13 protein-coding genes are annotated in these 17,372 nt (G+C 70.1%); 7 read left to right on the plus strand and 6 right to left on the minus strand.

What is annotated here, in order from left to right:
- On the plus strand, positions 1-325 hold a 325-nt coding region (locus D6689_11250; protein RMH41372.1), incomplete at its 5' end, for a hypothetical protein.
- 129 nt (positions 326-454) lie between these two features.
- Here D6689_11250 and D6689_11255 read toward each other — a convergent pair.
- Both D6689_11255 and D6689_11260 read right to left on the minus strand, forming a co-directional pair.
- The gene (locus tag D6689_11255) at positions 455-1,558 is read right to left on the minus strand and encodes a sensor histidine kinase (protein RMH41373.1); all 1,104 of its coding nucleotides are present in this window, start codon (positions 1,556-1,558) and stop codon (positions 455-457) included.
- Complete coding sequence (locus D6689_11260) at positions 1,551-2,702, minus strand: hypothetical protein (GenBank protein RMH41374.1); 1,152 nt, start codon at positions 2,700-2,702, stop codon at positions 1,551-1,553. The genes D6689_11255 and D6689_11260 overlap by 8 nt, the downstream gene beginning before the upstream one ends.
- A gap of 67 nt (positions 2,703-2,769) precedes the next feature.
- Here D6689_11260 and D6689_11265 point away from each other — a divergent pair, with 67 nt between their 5' ends.
- The 3 genes from D6689_11265 to D6689_11275 are packed head-to-tail and all read left to right on the plus strand — an operon-like array spanning position 2,770 to position 4,319.
- A complete protein-coding gene (locus tag D6689_11265; GenBank protein RMH41375.1) occupies positions 2,770-3,699 on the plus strand; it encodes a ParA family protein in 930 nt (309 codons plus the stop codon).
- 11 nt (positions 3,700-3,710) lie between these two features.
- A complete protein-coding gene (locus D6689_11270) occupies positions 3,711-4,019 on the plus strand; it encodes a hypothetical protein (GenBank protein ID RMH41376.1) in 309 nt (102 codons plus the stop codon).
- Between the two features lie 12 nt (positions 4,020-4,031).
- The gene (locus D6689_11275) at positions 4,032-4,319 is read left to right on the plus strand and encodes a hypothetical protein (GenBank protein ID RMH41377.1); all 288 of its coding nucleotides are present in this window, start codon (positions 4,032-4,034) and stop codon (positions 4,317-4,319) included.
- Between the two features lie 219 nt (positions 4,320-4,538).
- Here the strand turns inward: D6689_11275 and D6689_11280 are convergent, their stop codons facing one another.
- Complete coding sequence (locus D6689_11280) at positions 4,539-6,023, minus strand: hypothetical protein (GenBank protein ID RMH41378.1); 1,485 nt, start codon at positions 6,021-6,023, stop codon at positions 4,539-4,541.
- A 270-nt stretch (positions 6,024-6,293) separates the two neighbouring features.
- On the opposite strand from D6689_11280, the gene D6689_11285 reads away from it, so the two are divergent.
- Positions 6,294-7,730 (plus strand): hypothetical protein, encoded by a 1,437-nt coding sequence (locus D6689_11285; GenBank protein RMH41379.1) that lies wholly within the window; start codon positions 6,294-6,296, stop codon positions 7,728-7,730.
- Between the two features lie 245 nt (positions 7,731-7,975).
- Here D6689_11285 and D6689_11290 read toward each other — a convergent pair whose 3' ends face one another.
- Both D6689_11290 and D6689_11295 read right to left on the minus strand, forming a co-directional pair.
- A complete protein-coding gene (locus D6689_11290) occupies positions 7,976-8,689 on the minus strand; it encodes a CPBP family intramembrane metalloprotease (GenBank protein ID RMH41380.1) in 714 nt (237 codons plus the stop codon).
- Entirely contained in the window at positions 8,686-11,418 is a 2,733-nt protein-coding gene (locus D6689_11295) for an insulinase family protein (GenBank protein ID RMH41381.1), read from the minus strand. The genes D6689_11290 and D6689_11295 overlap by 4 nt, the downstream gene beginning before the upstream one ends.
- Positions 11,419-11,506: 88 nt before the next feature.
- Here D6689_11295 and D6689_11300 point away from each other — a divergent pair, with 88 nt between their 5' ends.
- The gene (locus D6689_11300; GenBank protein RMH41382.1) at positions 11,507-13,156 is read left to right on the plus strand and encodes a hypothetical protein; all 1,650 of its coding nucleotides are present in this window, start codon (positions 11,507-11,509) and stop codon (positions 13,154-13,156) included.
- Positions 13,157-13,166: 10 nt separating this feature from the next.
- Here D6689_11300 and D6689_11305 read toward each other — a convergent pair whose 3' ends face one another.
- Positions 13,167-15,212 carry an ATP-dependent helicase gene (locus D6689_11305; GenBank protein RMH41383.1) on the minus strand — a complete coding sequence of 682 codons (2,046 nt, stop codon included), beginning with the start codon at positions 15,210-15,212 and terminating at the stop codon, positions 13,167-13,169.
- A gap of 167 nt (positions 15,213-15,379) precedes the next feature.
- Here D6689_11305 and D6689_11310 point away from each other — a divergent pair, with 167 nt between their 5' ends.
- Entirely contained in the window at positions 15,380-17,368 is a 1,989-nt protein-coding gene (locus D6689_11310) for a hypothetical protein (GenBank protein ID RMH41384.1), read from the plus strand.
- Positions 17,369-17,372: the final 4 nt, after the last annotated feature.

The following is a 17,372-nucleotide window of genomic DNA, read 5'->3' on the forward strand; positions in this document are numbered from 1 at the left end:
CGCCAAGCAGAAGGAACGCGAGCGCCTCGCCAAGCAGAAGGAGCGCGAGCGCCTCGCCAAGCAGAAGGAGCGCGAGCGCCTCGCCAAGCAGAAGGAGCGCGAGCGCCTCAAGAAGCAGCGCGAGCGCGAACGCGAGCAGGCCCGCCGGCAGCGCGAACAGGAGCGCAAGCGCAAACTGGCTGCGGCTGGCGCGAAGCCCGCGGGTTCGACCGCGGCGCGCCGCACCGGCGGCAAGAAAACGGTTCCATCGACCGCGGCGCGCCGCACCGGCGGCAAGAAGACCGCACCGGCCGCTCCGGCGGCACGACGCACCGAGGCTGCGTAACCCGAAAGCGGGCCGTCCGGTACGGGACGGTGCCCGCCGATAGCGCGGGGCCGACCCGGCACCTGCGATCGCCGCATCGCGTTCGCCACCCGCGCGGTACGGAGCGCCGCACGCCGCAAAGGACGCCGATCACTGTGGAGCGAGCGGCAACAGCACGGTGAACTCGGTGAATTTGCCCTCTTCGGAGTCGACCGTGATCAGTCCACCGTGCAGATCCACCAGGCCGCGCGCGATGTACAGCCCCAATCCTGCCGAGTCGGGCCCCGACGACGTGTGGTGCTTGGCCGGGTTGACGTCAGAAAACGGCTCGAAGATCCGCTGCCGGTAAGCCGACGGAATACCGACCCCGTTGTCGCGCACGCGCAACCTCGCCCATGCGCCCGCGTACTGATCCTCCGGCGCCCGGTCCGCGATGAGTGAAATCTCGCCGCCCTCGGGCGTGTACCGGATTGCGTTCGCCATCAAGTTGGACACGACCTGGTGAATCTTGTCCGCGTCGCCGTCGATCCGGGGGGCTTGCGACGTGTCCACGTGCACGTGCTGATCCTTCGCGGTAGCCAGCGGCGCCAGTTCCTGCACGACATCCTCGACGATGTCCCCAAGCGAACAGTTCGTTCGATACAAACTGATCCGGCCCGCTTCGATCCGACTGACGTCGAGCATCTCGTCGACCAGTCGCTTGAGTCGATTCGCATTGCGCCGCAGCGACGCCACGGGTTTCTCGAGTCCGGGGGGCAGCTTGTCGAACTTGCCCTCGACCATGAGGTCGAGATAGCCGACGATGCTCGTCATCGGCGTCCGCAGCTCGTGCGCCGCGATCGAAATGAACTCCGCCTTCATCATGTTCAGGCGTTTGAGTTCTTCGTTCTTGCGCCGCAGTTGCGCCTCCGATTCGGCCAGCGCGCGCGTGCGCTGGCGGACGATCTTGTCGAGGTTGGCGGTGAGCGCGCGCAGTTCGGCGTTGGCGCGTTCGAGCGCGGCACTCTTTTCCTCGACCTCCCGCGTGCGGCGCGCCACGATCTCCTCGAGCCGCGCCGCCGCCTCGAACACGGCAACCGGCGCGTCGGCCGTACCGCGCTCCGCCTTGTCGATCAGCGCATCGATCGTAGCGCGCGCGGCGGCAAGCTCCGCCTCGAGTTCTTCGACGCGGCGGCGAAGCCGATCGACGTCCGCCGACACCGGTGCGTCGCCGGCCGGCTCTGCCCGCGGTGGTCGCGCGCCGCGTTCAGCCATCGCTCCTCCCGAATGCGATCCCCGTGAGCGTATGATTGACGTGAAGCGTGTTGACCTGCTCGCCGAACGTGTTGAACCCCACCACCGGGTAGCGTGCCAGAATCGCGCCGAGCGCGTCCAGCGTGCCGTCTCGCATACACTCGAGATAGCGCCCGTAGCAGTTGAACGCGATCAATAGCTCCATCGGTGCGCCCAGCCGGTCGGCGGCGTCCGCGAGCGCCCGGTCGGTCGCCGTAAGAATGTCTCCCGGACGCATGGGGACGAGCACCGTACCGCGATCGATGCCGCACGCAAACCGCAGACAGTCGCCTTCGATGCCCATAACGGACCGCACATATGCGCGGCCGCCGACGAAGTAGCCGAACGGGTGCTTGCCCGCCAGCTCGTTGTCGAGCTGATCGCCGAGCCCCGTGATTTCGCGATACCGCGCGACCGCGGGTTTGCCGTCGAGTCCCGTGACCAGCCGCTCCGCCGGATCGGCGCCCGTGACGACGACCCTCCCCTCGCCCGGAATCATGTGCTCGCTCACGATGGGCACCATCGGCCCGTCCGACTCGATCAGCAGAATGAGCGCCGCGTCGGTGATCGCTTCGCCGCGGTACAAGATTCGCGCGGCGTGGCCGCCTTCGCCGGGCGGCGCAAGGTCCGCATCGTCACTCGCCGATCCGCCGACCAGCGTGAGCCACGGTACCGTCGCCCCCGCACCGGCAGCGAACAACTCTTCGCTCTTGCACCGCCAGTCGACCAAGCACAGCACGACATGCCGCGACGGCGTGAGCTCATCGGGCTGGCGGCCGAGGTCCTGCGCCGCGCGGCAGATCGCGCGATGGCCCGCCCGCAACGCGGCGGCGGAGATGCCGCTCGCGCAACCGACGCCGACGCGTAGCCGGCGCGACGCCACCGAGACCGCGACACATCGGCGCGTAGCGAATCCGAACGGGCCGATCTCGGCGATACTCGTACAGCCGTAGACCGGCACGGGATCGAGCGCACGCTGAAGTTCGCGGGCGATCGCGTGCGGATCGTAATGGCACGACGCAAATGCGAGCACGAACGCCGCGTCCGGCTGCGCGATCTGGCGCGCGATATCACGTGCCGCGCTTCGCTCATCCCCCCGTGCCGTATACCCCCGCCTCGCTCGCATCGACGCCGTCCCGCGATCACTATGCCAAAAATTTGCCCGACCGGACGTCGCAACGTTCTATAGGTACATGAACAAGAGCTGCAGCGCCTGTGGCGCGTCGTTTCGGCCGTCGTACGTCTATCAGCTCGCCGTTCGCGACGGCCAGCGCCTGTACTTTTGCAGCCTCGAATGCCGGCAGCGCGCGCTCGGCGCCGAGGGGTTTCGCGCCAAACGGGCGCGTAGGGTCGCGATTCTGAACCAGAAAGGCGGCACCGGCAAGACGACCACCGCGGTCAACCTCGCCGCCGGCGCGGCCGAGCGCGGCCACCAGGTACTGCTGGTGGACACCGACGCGCAGGGCAACGTCGGCGTGAGCTTGGGCATCGCCGGGGAACGCAGCCTGTATCACGTACTCGTCGACGGCGACGACCCCACCGACGTCGCGGTGCCGGTGCGCGCCGGGCTGGACGTCATCACGAGCAACGCGAGCCTCGCGGCGGCCGAGATCTGGCTCGCGCGGCAGAATCCCGCGACGCGCTCGCGCATCATGACGCATCGCCTCAACTCGATGAAGGTGTCGCGCACCTACGATTACATCGTGCTCGACTGCGGGCCGTCGCTGAACCTGCTCAACCAGAACGCGCTGAGTTACGCCGACGAGGTGGTCATTCCTGTCACGTGCGACTACCTCGCACTGGTGGGGGTCAAGCAGGTATTGCGCACCATCAAGGACATCGAGCGGCACCTTCACCACGCGGTCCGCGTGTCCGCAGTGCTGCCCACGTTCTACGACGGCCGCACGCGCCTCGCGCGCGAAGTGCTGGCTACGCTACAGGAGCACTTCGGCCACAAGTGCCTCGCGCCGATCCGCACCAACACGCGGCTGGCCGAGGCGCCGAGTCACCGCAAGACCATCTTTGAGTACGCGCCCGGCTCGCATGGCGCGAAAGACTACGCGCGCGTCGTGGACTGGCTCGTGCGCACACCGCAGATCGCGACGCACGGCGTCGCCGCCTGATCGGGGGCACGATGAAAGACGACAAGATCCTCAAGAACGACCCGCTGCGCGAGACGGACGAGATCCTGCGCGAGGAGTACTACGGACGCGCCGAAACCGCGGCCGAACCGCGCCGGCCGCGGCGAGCCCGACGGGCCAAGAAGCCAAAGCCGACCCACTACAAGGTCGTGTGCATTTCGCTGTACACCAAGGACATCGAGGAACTCGAGCGCAAAGTGGCCGAGCTCAAGCGGCGCGGCCACACGAAAGCCAACAAGAGCCAGCTCATCCGCTTCGCGCTGAGCCAGGTGGACATCGACAAGCTGCCCCCGCCCGTGTAACGTAGATCCGCCATGTCGGTGGCGGGAGACATCGACCTCGTCGAGGAGTACCGGGCCTACTTGGAACGCTTCGAGGGCATCGCCGGCCCCGGGGAATTCGGCCAGTTCATCAAGCACAATGGCCGACTGGTCAAGAAGATGCGCTACGACGAATTCGAGCCGAAGTACAACGAGTGGCGGGAGATGCTGTCGGCGTACAACGAAGCGATCGCATCGGGCGACACGATCAACGATCTCGTGGTGAAGATCCTGCGCGATCGCTCGTGCGAGCTGCTGCTCGACCCGCCCCCCACCGTGTAGCGCCCCGTCCGCGGTCCTCCCGTCGATCGCGCGACGGGCCGCTTCGTCGGTGGTGCGCGCGAACCGCCGGTCGCGCACACAGGGCCGGCGGCGCCGCACCGTCGCGAAAACGAGGGGGCCAGGAGCCTGAACAGGGACGCACCGGCTCCCGGCCCCCTCACAACCATCGATCGCACGCACCGCGGTCGCGGCGACTGAGGAGGAATGCGTCGTCTCGCGTCAGAACGTCTTGCCGAGCCCGACCGACACGGTGTGAACGACGTCCTTGCGCGATGCCTGCGTGGCGTTGTGCGTCCGCATCGAGCCGTCGGCTTGCCCCGCCCAGTCCGTGGTCGACTGGTAGTAGCGGTACGTGCCGACGAGCTGCAGATCCGGCTTCCATTGGTAGGTGAGCGCCGCAATCCCCCACAGAGCACTCACGCGCGACGTGGCGCCGTCTTCGAGCCCCGTCGTCTGCGTGCGCGACCCTCCGAGGAGATACGCCGCCTCGACGCTCACACCGATCTCCTTCGTGAGGCGCGGCGCGATCAACTTGCCGCCGACGGTGAAGCCCTTGAGCAACTCGCTCGGAAGCCGCGCGATGTTGACGTTTTCCGTGTCCTCGACGTTGTGAATCTTGAACTGGCTGTAGTGATACCCGGCGCGGCCGAACAGGGCGAGGCCGTCCTTGCGGCGGAAGCGGTAGCCGTAGCTGGCGCCAGCGTCAATCTCGTGCATCGTGAACGCGATGTCGGACACGTTGCCCATGCCGTCGTCGTAGCGGATGCCGGGTGCGGCGCGCGTGCCGCGATATTGCACGTCCGCGCCGATCAACCGCGTGTCGCTACCGCCGGCGTACAGCAGCTCGCCGTTGACCACGAGCGACGCGGCCGCCGAGGTCACCTTGTAGTTCGCGAGCGGTCCCTGGCCGTTCGACGCGAACGACATACCCAGTGCGGTGTACCCGAGTCCGCCATTTGCTCGGTAGCCCATGCGCGCGTACTCGTACGACGACTGGTCGTCGACCTCCGACGCTCGCACCCAGCCCGACTCGCCGTCTTCGTTTTCGACCTCGATCCAGTTGCCGCTGTCGCTACGGCCGAGGACGTACAGCCGATCGCCCTCCGCGGCGACGAACTGCATGTCGGCGCGCCGGCTGGGCCTGGCGAGCACCTCGGCCTCCTCGGCCGTCACGACGACCGTCGCGGGCTCGTCGCCGTCGCCATCGTCGTCGAACTCGTCGTCCTCCTCATCGAATTCGTCAACGTCGTCGGCACGGCGGGCGCGGCTGCGCCGGCTCGCGCGCGGCTCGTCTTCTTCGTCCCAATCGTCGTCTTCGACCGCGTCGGCGCCGATTCGATCTTCGGGCGCGCCGTCGGACCACCCCCTGCGCCGCGAGTCGCGCCCGTTGACGAACGACCGGCGGCGCCGCCGCTTGGTCGTCGACCGCGCCTTGCGCTCCGCAAGCTCGCGCACCGACGTGCGCGTCACCCACCCCGCCTGGCTGCCGACGCGGACCTTGATCCAGCGGCCCCGGCGGTCGAGGACCTTCATGGTCCGTCCCGGCGGCACCCGCTTGACGACGCGCGACTTCTCGCCCGGTCGCGACATGAGCCGGGTCGCGCGCGTAGTGCGCACGGACTCGGCGGATGCAGAACTCGGCGACAGCGCCGCCACGGCGGCGAACGCTGCAGCCACAATCGACATGTGGATGAGCTGTTTCATGGTGCGTCCCCTGTGCCCGCATGGCGGTACAACCGCCGTGCCAACCGCAACCCCCCGAAATGCGACAGCACCAACGGGGACCGCGGTCCCGAGCGACCGCGTCGGCCTGTGAATAACGCACCGAAACTCGGATGAAACTCCGGTTCGACCGAACACCCGGAGCCGGGACCGCCCTCCCCACCTCGGGAATCAGCTACGATGCGGCGAGCCGCCATGTCTCGCACCTTTGCACACACGTCCCGACCCGCTTCACGGCGTGCGTGGCTCGCCGTGGTCGCCGCTACCCTGGCCGCCGGCTGCGGCACCCAGAGCGAGAGCCAGAAGAAGGAAGAAGCGCCGCCGCCGGCGCCCGCGACCACGGCCGAATCGACCGCGAGCGCCGAGCCGGCCGACGCAGCCCCGGCCGCCGACACGGAAGCCGACCGCAAGCGCCTCGTCGACCGCGCACTCGCGCGCGTCCCCCAGATCGAAGAAGGCGTCGCCAAGCTGCGCGGGCGCCCGTTTCGCAGCCCGGTGCCGGCTGAATATCAGGACCAGGATGCCTTCCGCGCGTTCGTCCGCCAGGAAATCGCGCGCGAACTTCCGCCCGAAAAGAATCGCAACCTCGGCCGCGCGCTCGCCCACCTCGGACTCATCGACAAGCCGCTCGACCTGGCCAAGGTGGCGGAAGACGCGATGGTCAGTCAGGCCGGCGCCTACTACGACCCGAAACAGAAGAAGTTCTTCGTGGTCATGGTCCCCGGCAACGACATGATGCTCGACACCATCAGCTCGCACGAACTCACGCACGCACTGCAGGACCAATACTTCGACCTCGAACGGTTCTACTACGGCCACGACGGCGACGGCCCGCCCAAATACTCCGAAGACGAGCTGAACGCGCGCCGGTTTCTCGTCGAGGGTGAGGCCACCTTCGTGATGGTGGCCTACATGGCGTACGCGATGGCGAAGGTGAACATGCTTGAGCCCAAGCTCGTCGGCCAGCTCCGGCCGCAGATCGACCAGTTCGCCAACATGACGATCGATCAGCTGCGCGCGATGACGAAACAACAGGCAAGCGCGCTCGGCGAACTCGGCGACGACTTCAAACGGTCCATCGACGCGCTCGACAGCATCCCGCTGTATGTGCTCGTGCCGCTGTTGGCGTCGTATACCAAAGGAGTGTTGCCGGTGTACGAGGCCTACGTCGCCGGCGGCTGGGACGCCGTCGACGCGCTATACAAGAACCCGCCCGCATCGACCGAGCAGGTGCTGCACCCCGCCGACAAGCTCGTGCGAACGCGCGATGAGCCCGTGCACATCGCGCTGGCGGCCCCGCGCGGCGCCGCGCCGATTCACGAGGAGACGATCGGGGAGTTGGGCTGGCGCGTATACTTCATGCAGTGGCAGGCCGCCGATCCGGTCGGCGCCGCCGCCGGCTGGGACGGCGACCGGGTGGCAGTCTACGAGCGAGACGGCGCGCTCGTCGGTCTGATCGCGACCACGTGGGACACGAACGCCGACGCGAAGGAGTTCGCCGAGGCGTATATCGCATCGCTCGACAAGCGGTTTCCCGGGGCGGAGAAAGCCGACGCCCGCATCGTGACCACCGTGACCCGCCCCGACGGCGGCAAGGTGCTGGTTCAGCGCAAGGGCCAGCATGTGTTCATCGTCGACGGCGGGACCGAAGCGGACCTGAAGCTCGTCACGCGCGCCCGCATGAAGTGACATGCCGCGCGGCGCCGCGGAGGACGCGGGACCGCGGCGCCGGCGGTTCCGCAGCGGCCACGATGCCCTCCGCGCTCGGCCCCTCATCTCCGCGCGCTCGGCCCCCGGAGTCCGCCGCGAGAATGTGCGACCGCGGCCGCGCGCCTCCTTTCGCCCCTGGCGCCTCGCCGCGGCCGCCCGCACGTTCGACGCGTCGACCGCGACGTTCGCGGCCAGCGCGCCGCATTCCCATTCGTCGACGGCCGCTACCCGCGGAACAGCAACACGTACACGTCGTACAAAAAGTGCGTGTAGACCGCGTGTGACAGCGAGTGGAAGTAGAAGATCGCGCCGAACGCGGCGCCGGCCAGCGCCCGGTAGACGAACACGGGCAGCGTAAACGGGTCGCCGAGGGGGCCGACGTGGTGGGCGGCGGAAAACAGCAGCGACGATGCGACGAATGCGATCGCCGCGGCGACCCGGTGCCGCACGCCCATCGCCCGCAGCAGGTAGGCGCCGCCCGCCAGCAGGCCGAGGCGGAACACGAGTTCCTCGTGTACGCCCGCTCCCATCGCGACGATGAGGCGGGAGCCGAGACCGAGATCGCCAGTCGCGAGCAATCCGTCGAACCCGAGCAACCGCGTCATCACGAACACGATGAAGCTGCCGAGCGTGAGCGCATAGATCGCTGACAACAGCAACATCGGCATGAATGCACGCAAATCGACGGCGCGCCGGCGCCGCAGCCACCACAGCGCAGCCACGTACACGACCGCCAACGACAGGTTGACGACCACGTACCGGCCGCGGTCGCCGTCGACCGCGTGCAAAATCCACCCGGTCACGAAGTCGACGCCGTTGAGCGCCGGCGTAAACACGACGCCGAGCTCGTACCCGACGAACAACGGAAAAATGAACGCGAAGCTGGTCGCCAGGTCGCCCCGACCCAAGGGGCGCGAGCGGCGCGTGCGCGGCGTCATCGTCCTCTCCGGCCGCGGCGCGGACCGCGCGCCGGTCGGCGCTTGGACACGACGCCGCGCGCCCTGCGCGCCGCCTCGGGCGTGAACGCCGGCGGCCTCACCGTGGCGACGACAGCCGCATCCCAGTCCAGATACGTCGCCGCCACCCGTTGAACGTCCTCCGGCGTCACGGCGTCGATCGCCGCGGCGTACCGCGCGTACTCGTCGACGCCGAGCCCGTAGACTTCGTGGAAGGCCATCGCCGACGCGATAGCCGACCGGCGCTGCAACGCGATCTCGTGAGCGCCGACGAGATAGCGCTGCGCCCGCCGCAACTCGTCGTCGCTGACTTTGTCGTGGACAATGCGGCGCAGCTCGGATCGAATCGCCTCGTACGCTTGCTCGATCTTTTGTGGGCTACATGCGATGTAGATCGCGACGTACCCGGGATCGACGCCCTCGAACGACGTGGCGCCGACGCGGTAGGCCAGCCCGCGCCGATCGCGCAGCTCGACGAACAGCCGCCCCCCCTGCCCGCTGAGAATCGTGGTCAACACATCCAACGCATAGCGATCCGGATCGTCCACGGTCGTCCCCGGAAAGCCGACGACCATGTGCGCCTGCTGGCGGTCGAGGTACCCGTAGACCTCGCGCGGCCCACCGGACGAAGGCGCCGCTCCCGCTGCCGCGCGGGCCGGACCGCGCAGGCGACGCCTCGGTGCATCGCCGAACAGCTCGCGGACGCGCCGAAGAACACGCTCGGGGTCGACGTCGCCGACGACGACCAGCACCATGTCGCCGACCGGATAGCGGTTCCGGTAATAATCGACGAGTTGCTTGCGCGACAGCTTGGCGACGGATGCCTCGTCGCCGAGCACATCGAAGCGATACGGATGCCCCCGGAACAGCTCGGCCTGCAGCAGGCGAAACGCGACGTAGCTCGGGCTGTCGCTGCGGGCGGCGATCTCGTCGAGCAGTCGGCGGCGCTCGCGCAAGAACTCCGCGTGCGGCAGCGCGGGTGCGCGAATACAATCGGCCAACAGGCCGAGGCCCGCCTCCCAGTCGGCCGCGAGCCACTCGGCCCGCAACCCGAACGTGTTGCGTCCCGAAAACCCCGACAGAACTCCCGCCATGTCGTCCACGCGGGCGGCGAGCTGTTCGGCCGACAACTCGCCGCACCCGCGCGTGATCAGCGCCGCGAGCAGGTAGTTGATGCCGTTGTTGCGGGCTGTCTCCGCGCGTACGCCCCCGAGCCACACCGCGCGCATCGCGACGATCGGCACGGTCGCATCGCGGCGAACGATGACGCGCAGACCGTTGGGCAACACGTCACGGACGACTCCGGAGGCAAACGCGATCGGCGCGGGCGGTGCGTACGACTTCGCTGCGCGCGCGGCGGCTTTGCCGACGGCCGCGATGAGGCGCGCCCGGCGCGCGTCGCGGCCGCGGGCGGTCGCGAGCCGGCCGCCGGAGGGCAGCAGCGCCGCAACCGTGGCGTTGTCGGGGCGCAGGTAGCGCGCCGCCGCCGCGCGCACGTCGGACGCGGTCGTCCGCGCGACGCGGTCGAGATACTCGCGCTCGAACTCGGCGCGGCCCGCGACCCGTTCGTAGAAGCCAAGTTTGCGCGCAGCTCCCTGCGCGGTCTCCTCCTGATAGATTGCGTCGGCTTCGATCACACGTCGCGCCTTGTCGATCTCGGCGTCGCCGATCGGCTCGATCGCGAGGCGAAAGACCTGCACCAGCGCCTCGTCGAGTGCGGCGCCGATCGTCGTCGGCGGCACCGTCATCCCGACGACGAACAACCCAGGATCGCGCAGCGAGTGGGCGTAGGCGTACGCGCTCGTCGCCAGTTCTCGCGCACGCCGCACGCGGGCGGTCAACCGCGACGATTCTCCCTGGCCGAGCACGACCGCGAGCACGTCGAGCGCTGCCGTATCCTCACTGCGCAGCGCCGGGATGTGAAAACCGACGGCGATCTGCGCCTCGCGCACGTCCTGCGTGACGACCGCGGCGCGCGGCCGCGTCTGCGCCGGCTCGCGCACGCGCCGCCGCGGCAGCGCTCTCCCGGGCAGGTCGCCGAACGCGCGGCGGACAGCGGCGCGCACGCCGCCGGGGTCGAAGTCGCCGGCGACGACGAGCGTGACGTTGTTGGCGACGTACCAGGTGCGGAAGAACTCGAGCAACCGCTCCCGGCTCAGAGCGCGTACGGATGCGTCCGTACCGATGACGGGCCGGCCGTAGGGGTGACGTACATAGGCGGTCGAAAACAGCGCCTGCGCGACACTACGTCCCGGATCGTCGGCGCCCTGTTTGATTTCCTCGAGGATCACCTCACGCTCGAGCTCGAGTTCGGCGGGGTCGAAGGACGAGTGCTGCAACGCGTCGGACATCACGTCGAGTCCAACGTCGAAGTCGCGGCTCGCAACCACGACGTGGTAGACGGTCTGATCGAACGTCGTCCACGCATTGATCTCACCGCCCGCGCCCTCGACGTCCTGCGCAATCTCGCCGACACCGCGGCGCGCGGTCCCCTTGAACAGCATGTGTTCGAATACGTGCGCGATGCCGTACTCGCCTTCGACCTCGTCGGCCGACCCGACACCGACCCACGCCTGCAGCGCCACCACGGGTGCCGCGCAGTTCGGAGCCATCAACAGGGTGAGGCCGTTGTCGAGCCGGTCGCGCAGCACGTCGCTCCCGTGTACCCCAGCGAGCGCTGCCGTCGCCATCGCCGCGCACAAAAACTGCACGTCGCCACGATCCTAGCCCGGATCGCGACGGCACGCCGGCGGCCGGGTCGCGGGCGATCGGCGGCGCCGGCCGACCGCGTTCGGCTGGATGCCCGCGCGCGGACGCGGCCACTGGCGACAGCGGACAGCGCACCGCGGGCCGACGTCGCGGCGCTCCGCGCGCCTCGGAACATCACGGGCCTCTGCGGCGGCGTCCCCGCCGCGGTCCGGCCGGCTGTACGGCGCGGATCGCCCACGCGTGACGCCCGGAGCGCGCGGCCGCGCGATGCTGGCGCGCCGCTTGCGTATGGTGCTGCGCATGCCTCGAATCCGCACGGTTACGGGTCGCGTGCGTTGCTTTCCGCAACGCATTGTGACGGCCGCGATCGCCGCCGCGGCCGCCGGCTGCGCGGCGACGGCGCTCGGATGTGGCGACGCCGGCGACGCTGGCCCCGCCGATGCCGCCGCTGCGGCGCCCGACGCGGGCGCGCCGCACGCCGACGCGGCGCCGGCCGATGCGACCGGCGCGGATGCGGGCGCGGATGCCTGTCCCGCAGGTCCCGCGGGGCTCGACTGCCTGTTCGCCCAGTGGGACGACGTGACGCACGCCTGCGGCGCCGGGCGCGTCGCGGCGCTGCGCGCCTCGCTCGAAGCGCGTCGCGGCGCGCTGCCGGTATGGCACGCCGGCCGGGCGCTGTTCGCCAGCTTCGGGCGCGCGGTCGCGGTGGCCGGCGAGTTCAACGACTGGGACGCGACGGCGCTGGCCACCTCCCGTGTGTGCGACACGGACCTGTTCGCCGTCGAGGCCGCGATCCCCTCCGGTCGCTACGAGTACAAACTGGTCGTCGACGGCACGTGGCGCCTCGACCCGGAGAACTGGGCGTTCGCGTACGACGACTTCGACGGCAACCCTGACCGGCGAAACTCCGTCCTGAACACGTACGACTCCGGCGTGGGACACCTCGTCCAGCCGCCGACCCCGGTCTGTTCGGACGCGCTGGGCAATTGTCGCGCGCTCACCGCCTATCTGCCGGCCGGCTACGGCGACCCGGCGAACGCCGACCGCCGCTACCCGGCGTTGTTCATGCACGACGGCCAGAACGTGTTCGACGACGCGACCTGCTGCTTCGGGTTCGGCGGATGGAACGTCAACGTCACGCTCGACGACGAGATTGCCGCGGGTCGCGTCGCCCCCGTGATCGTCGTCGGCGCCGACAACGGGCTCGGCCAGCGCAACGACGAGTACGGCTGGCCCGAGGCCGAGGGCGGCCTGCGCGCGACGTTCATGCAGTTCCAGGTCGAGGTCGTCCAGCCGACGGCGGCGCAGTACTGGCGGATCGACGCGAACCGCGTGTACACCGCGGGCTCGTCGCTCGGCGGCAACATCGCCCTGCACCTGGCGTTCGCATACCCGGACGTGTACGCGGGCGCGGCGTCGCTGTCCGGGGCGCTGTGGCCCGGCGAGGACACCGGCGCCTCCGCATTCGACGCCCTGGCGGCCGCCGGCAAGGTGCCGGTCGCCCTGTATCTCGACCACGGCGGCGACGCGACGTCCGGCGGCGACAACTACGCGATCAACGTCCAGATGCGCGACCAGCTCGTCGCGGCCGGGTGGCGCCTGGCCACGTCTCCGGACTGCGGACCTCCAGACGACGACGCGCTGTGCTACTTCCACGACGTCGGAGCCGCACACAACGAGTTGGCGTGGCGCGCGCGGTCGTGGCGGTTTCTCCGGTTTTTGTTTCCTCCGGCGCCGTAGGCGGCTCGCGTCAGCGCCACTGCGCGCGAAGGCGCGCGGCGACGTCTACGCGCACGCCGGTGTTGCCGTGCTCGTCCGCCGCGCGCCGCGGACCGTAGGCGATCGACTCGAAGTGCGCCCTCACCGGCTCGGCCAGAAACCGCGACACGGGCGTGTACACGTGCCGGTCCGTGCCTCGCGCCGGATGGCGCACGAAGAAGCGATGCGGATGGATCACGTACAGCGCATCCCGCGCCCGCGTCATCGCGACGTACAGAAGCCGCCGCTCCTCTTCGATCTGCTCCGGGTCGCCCGTCGCCATGTCGGAGGGAATGCAGCCATCGGCGGCGTGGATCACGTAGACGACGTCCCACTCCTGCCCCTTGGCCGAGTGGATCGTCGACAGCACGAGGAAGTCCTCGTCCAGATGCGGCGGACCCGCCTCGTCGCCGGTCGCCTCGGGCGGGTCCAGCGTCAGGTCGACCAGGAATCGCTCGCGCCCCGGGTAGTTGCCGGCGATGTGCTCGAGCTGTTCGAGATCCCCGCCGCGCGCGACGGCGTGGTCGTACAGGCGCTCGAGGTGCGGCTCGTACCAGGCGCGCACCGCGCCGACCTGCCCCGGCCACGCGGCGCGACCGCCGGCGAGGTCGGCGAGTAGTCGACACAGCGCCGGCCAGTCGGCCGCGGCCGCCGGCGGCGGCGAGAACCCGGCGAGCGCCGCCAGGTCGAAACCGGCCGCCGCGACGTGACCGAGCGCCCGCTGCGCGAGCGCCGGGCCGATCCCCGGCAGCAGTTGCAGCACGCGGAACGCGGCCACCTCGTCGCGCGGGTTCTCGGCCCAGCGCAGCACCGCAAGCAGATCCTTGACGTGCGCCGCCTCCAGAAACTTGAGGCCGCCGTACTTGACGAACGGGATGTCGCGCCGGCCCAGCTCCACCTCGAGCGCGTCGCTGTGATGCGACGTGCGAAACAACACGGCTTGGCGGCGCAGGTCGATCCCCTCTTCGCGATGCGCGAGCACGCGGTCGACCACGAAATCGACCTCGGCGTTTTCGTCTTCGGCGGTGACGAGCACGGGCCTCTGCGCCGACGGCCGCGTCGAGTGGAGGTTCTTCGCGAACCGGTGCGCCGACTGGGCGATCACCGCGTTGCACGCGGCGAGAATCGGCTGCGTGGATCGGTAGTTGTGCTCGAGCGTGACCACGTGCGCCGGCGGATCGAAGCGCGCCGGAAACTCGAGGATGTTGCGGACGGTCGCCGCGCGAAACGAGTAGATCGCCTGCGCGTCGTCCCCGACGACCGTGAGCCCCCGCCCGTCCGGGCACAGCGCCTCGAGGATCGCCGCCTGCAGCGCGTTCGTGTCCTGGTACTCGTCGACGAGGACATGATCGAACCGCTCGCGAACCCGCGCCGCGAGCGCCGGCTCCTGCATCAGGTGGTACCAGTACAGCAACAGGTCGTCGTAGTCGAGGACGTGTCGCGCCTGTTTGGCGTCCACGTACGCGGCGAACAACCCGCGCAATTCCTCCTCCCATTGGCTGCACCACGGGAACGCGCGCTCGAGATTGTCGGCGAGCGACCGTTGCGTGTTGACCGTTCGCGAGTAGATCGCCAGGCACGTCGCCTTGCGGGGAAACCGCCGCGCGGTGCGCGCGAGGCCGAGCTGGTTGCGGACGATGTCCAGCAGGTCGGCGGCGTCACCGCGATCGAGCACGGTGAACGCCGGATCCAAGCCGACCGCGTCCGCGTGCGCGCGCAACAGTCGGTTGGCGATGGCGTGGAACGTGCCGGACCACACCAGATCGCGCGCCCCCGGCGCCCCGCTGCGCCGCGCGCGCGCCAGGATGGCCGCCGCGCGCCGCGTCATCTCCGCGGCCGCCCGGCGCGAGAACGTCAACAGCAAGATGCGGCGCGGGTCGGCGCCCGACGCGATCAGGTGCGCGACCCGGTGGGCGAGCGTCGTCGTCTTGCCGGTGCCCGCCCCGGCGATGACGAGCAGCGGACCGTCGCCGTGACACACGGCGGCGCGCTGCTGCTCGTTGAGACCGTCCACGGGCGGCGCGACACCGGCGGGCACCTCGCGATACTAAACAGCCGGCCAGTGCTGGACAAGATTTCAGCGCCAGTTTCCGGCCGGGGACCGCGCGCGCCGGGCACCGTCGCCGCCCCTCGTCCCGGGATGGGGGCGGGAATTGTCTCGATTGCAGCGAAACCGGCCCCGCCCATGCCGTACGATCGCCCGCGATGGCACATGGCGGTCGGCTCGCCAGAGCAGCTCGGCGCGCAGCGGCTTGGTACGTCGCGACCGCCGCCGTGCTCGCGCTGCCCGCGTCGATCGTCGACGGAGTGCTCGTGGCTCGTGCCGACGTGCCCCCGCGAGCGGCGGTAGTCGCGGGCCTCGCGGCCGGCGCCCTCGGGGCCCTTGCCGCGGTCCCGGTGGCACTCGCGCTTGCCGCTGGCGCGGCGGCGTTGACCCCTCTGTGGCCTCGCCTGCGATGGCCGCTGGTCATCCGGTTCGCGTTGGGAGCAGCGCTCGCCGCGTGGCCGGCGTGGCACATCCTCGACCCACCGCGCCGCCTCATGCGCGACGCCTACGTCCTGCTCGTCGTCGCGATCGCCGCCGTCGCCGGCACCGCCGCGTTGCTTGCGGCCGCGCGCCCGCGCGCGTTGGCCGCCGCCACCGCGGCCCTCCTCGCCATCGCGGCCGCCGCATTCGACGTGTGGCTCGCCACGACCATGTACTTCGAACTACACGCGATCGCGCACGGAGTCATGGCGGCCGCCGCCATCGCCGCCGTGTCCGCGTGGCCCCCGCGACTTGCTCGGATGCGCGGCGGTCGCCTCGCCGCCGCGGTCGTCACTATCGTCGTCGCTTCTGCCGGCACGGTCGCCGTCGCCGACGCCCTGGATCCCGGCTGGCGCTCCGCGTCGCTGCGCCACGGCCGCCACGCGACACGTCTGGTGCGCGCGCTGCGCGCGTTGGTCGACCGCGATCGCGACGGCTACTCGCCGATCGCATGGGGCGCGGACTGCGACGACGGCGATCCCGCGCGGCATCCGCTCGCAGTCGACCCACCGGGCGGTGGCGACGCGAACTGCAACGGCGTGGACCCACCCGCCGATCCCGGCCCGGAGGCATTCGGCCTTGCTCGGGCGGCGGGTGCGCCGGCCGCGAAGCCGGGCGACATCGATCTTGTCGTCCTCCTGACCGTCGACACGCTGCGCGCGGACGCCGCGACAGCCGAGTTGATGCCGAACCTCGTCGCGCTCGGCGCCACCGGAGCGTGGTTTCCTCGCGCGGTGGCAGCCGGCAGCGCCACCCGCATTTCGCTTCCGCTCATTCACCGCCCCGCCGACGATGCCCCGGCTGCGGCTGCAATCCTCGAGCGCGCCGGCATCCACACCAGCGCGATCCGTGCCGACGGCGGCGATGCGTCAGGGCTCGGCTTCGGCGACGTCACGTACGTCAATGCGGACGCATTCGCGATCACCGACGCGGCGATCGAGCGCATCCGTGCCGCCGGCCGCCAGCCGCACATGGTGTGGGCGCACTACATCGATCCGCACGCCCCCTATCGCATGCACCCCGACGATCCGCCCGGCGCGCGCACTGACCTGCCTCCGGCGTATCAGTCAGAGGTCCGCCACGTCGACCGCGCGATCGGGCGCCTCGTCGACTTCCTCCGCGCGGACAGCCGCCTCGAACGAGCCGCGATCATCGTAACCGCCGACCACGGAGAGGGGTTTGGCGAGCAGGGCTACTTCGGCCATACGCGCAGCGGCTATCACGTCGTCCTCGCGGTACCCGCCGTATTCGTCGCACCCGGGATCGCACCGGGACGGTATGGGCAGCTCGTAACGCATCGCGACCTCCCGGCTACCCTGCTCGGCGCGTTCGGACTCGACGCGGAAGCGAGGGCGGCCGAGCGGTTCGGACGCAGCTGGTGGCGGCTCCGTGACGCGCCGACAGCGCCGCTGCATCGCTTCGTCGTCGCGCGCAGCGCGCGGTTTGCCAGTGGGCGCGAAAGGGACGAACCGCTGGCAATTCTCGTCCGGGACGACGGCTGGAAGCTGGTCGCGAGCGTCGAGGAGCGGTTGTTGGAGCTACACCATGCGCGCGACGCGCCCGCGCGCGAGATCGACCGCATCGCCGAGCACCCCGCCGTCGCGCGCGAGCTGTGGCGCGCGCTTGCGCTGGCCCTCGATGTCGACCGCTGGCCGCGAGCCGATTGACGCC

The sequence above is a fragment of the Deltaproteobacteria bacterium genome (assembly GCA_003696105.1).
Classification (GTDB): domain Bacteria; phylum Myxococcota_A; class Polyangia; order Haliangiales; family J016; genus J016.